The organism is Paracoccus sp. TRP, assembly GCF_000185925.1.
Classification (GTDB): Bacteria; Pseudomonadota; Alphaproteobacteria; order Rhodobacterales; family Rhodobacteraceae; genus Paracoccus; species Paracoccus kondratievae.
In genome coordinates, this window is sequence record NZ_AEPN01000106.1 from 1 (window position 1) to 2382 (window position 2382).

General features: G+C 51.8%; 2 protein-coding genes. Both read left to right on the top strand.

What is annotated here, in order from left to right:
• Positions 1-577, top strand: a 577-nt coding sequence (locus PARACOCCUSGL_RS0120000) for an integrase core domain-containing protein (protein ID WP_029372832.1), incomplete at its 5' end; no start/stop codon positions are given.
• A 58-nt stretch (positions 578-635) separates the two neighbouring features.
• Positions 636-2357, top strand: coding sequence for an RNA-directed DNA polymerase (locus tag PARACOCCUSGL_RS0120005; protein ID WP_237701591.1), 1722 nt, complete (start codon positions 636-638; stop codon positions 2355-2357).
• The last annotated feature ends 25 nt before the right edge of the window (positions 2358-2382 follow it).

A 2382-nucleotide genomic window follows, 5' to 3' on the forward strand; every position in this document is an offset into this window, starting at 1 on the left:
TTCACGACACAACAACTTGGCAATGCCCCAGTTCGATTGCGGGCGAAGATTCCGGGTGCTGAACATCGTCGATGACGTGACCCGGGAATGTTTGGCGGCGATCCCGGACACCTCAATCTCGGGGCGGCGCGTGGCACGAGAACTGGCCGCCCTGATCGAACGCCGCGGAAAGCCCGGGATGATCGTCTCTGACAACGGCACCGAACTGACCAGTAACGCGATCTTAACCTTTGCCGCCGATCGCGACATTGAGTGGCATTACATCGCCCCGGGCAAGCCGATGCAGAACGGATTTGTGGAAAGTTTCAACGGGCGGATGCGGGACGAGCTGCTCAACGAGACCATGTTCCGCAACCTGGCCCATGCCCGTATCGTGATCGCCGCCTGGGCTGCCGACTACAACACCGAACGCCCGCACTCGGCCTTGGACTACCAGACCCCGGCTGACTACGCGCGGACCCTGACCGCCGCAATCGCCCGCCCCGCTGCGCGAGATGAAAGCTCCGCGCGTCGGGCGATTGCTCAACCTGCGCCAATTGGCGTAAACACTAACCGGGCTCCGGTCGCGGCTGGATGAAAGTTCAGGGGCAGGTCAGGGGGCAGTCAGAAAAGGAACGAGGAAGGGGCTTTGGGTTGTGAGTGAATTGCGCGGTTTGATTCTCAAGGCTTTGTTATCAAAGGGGTATTTTCCAAAGGAGCTCCCGCCCGTTTTCACGACCAAAGACTTCGGTTCAAATGCCGATGAAATCATACAAGATTGGCACAAGGCGAAGGTCTTTGAGATCAAGGACGCGAAGGACTTCGGAAAAATTGGTGGCAAAAAGTTTCGCTCGAAGTACAGCTACAAGAAAATTCCATCTGCCGATCCAGAAGTTATTTCAAAGCCGAAGAAGCTGTATGAGCGCCGAAACATTCATGTGACCCACCCAATCCCGCAAGCGTTGCTAACTAAGGAGCTGGCGGAGAATTGGCCAAAAGTTCAGAAGTGGCTTTCAAGGCAAAGGTATTCCGAGGACGAAATCCGTGTTTCCGATAGATATGAGCGGGCAATCAAGGGAATAAATTTTCCTATTCATAGGGCAAAGACAAGCTATCTAGAGGCGACATCGGACTGGCTGATAAAGACGGATATTTCCCGATTTTATCCAACGATTTATACTCACTCGATCCCTTGGGCAGCCTATGGGAAGGAAAGAGTAAAGAGTGCCCTCAAGACCTACGAGGGAACTTTTGCGGATCGACTTGACTTGCTTGTTCGTAGTTGTAATCGGAACCAAACAATCGGGGTACCGATCGGTCCTGAGACATCTCGAATACTGGCGGAGATCATTTCATCTAGGATCGATTCGGACTTTTCCACTCAGCTTGGGGATTTGCCTGGTGAGGTTGTGGATCGGCTGCAAGACGATTGGACGGTTGGGTCTGCAACGCTAGAAAGATCGGAAAAGATACTTTCAGTTATTTCAAGTTGTTATCGGGAGTATGGACTTGAGATTAACGGAAGTAAGACATCGATCAGTCATATATTGGCATCGGATCAGGAAAGCTGGAAATCAGAGATATCCGCGTTTCTGTCGCATCGACGCGGCGGGCTGTACCGCAGCAGGCTAGAAGAATTCTTGGCATTATGCTTGAGGCTGCAACTTGAACACCCAAGTGCGCCAGTTTTGAACTATGCCTTGTCTATCATTGAGGGGCGTAGATTCGGCCCCAAGGATATCGAGGTTTTGGAGTCGTTTTTGTTGAAGGCGGCTGCGATCGCACCGATATCGATGGATCGTGTGTGTAGGATCATCCTGAATATTGATCACACATCCGGAGGACTTTCTAAAGAGAGACTGGCCAAGAGGTTTACGGGTCTGGCCGAGCGGCACTTTGAAAACGGGGCTCTCTTCGAGGTAATCTGGCTTCTGTACACACTTCGAGGGCTCAAAAAGCCGATCAAGTCATCTAAAATTATGAAATATGCGGAGAATGTGCAGTCGAGCGCGATCCGTCTGCTATTGTTGGACATGACATCGAAAGGGTTGTGTGTGACACCAGCCCCCGCCGGAATGTGGGAAGACGAGATCAACGAGCAGCGTATTTTGTCGGATTGGAGCTGGCTGGCTGCTTACGAGGGAATTCGCAAAGGCTGGCTGAAAGACAAGCAAGGGGTTATGGCGCATCCATTTTTTAGAGCGATGAACGACAAAGATGTTGTGTTCTATGATCCTCTTAAGAACGTAAGAAAATCAGCTAGCGTCAAGCGCGACCGTAGTCGGGAACGCCGAGAGCAGAACCTTGAAGTAATGAACTTTCTTGAGGCTCTTCGGGGTGTTGATTTCCAGATCGATACGGGTTGGTCAGAGTACTAGGTGTTTGATCCCACGGTTTGATGGT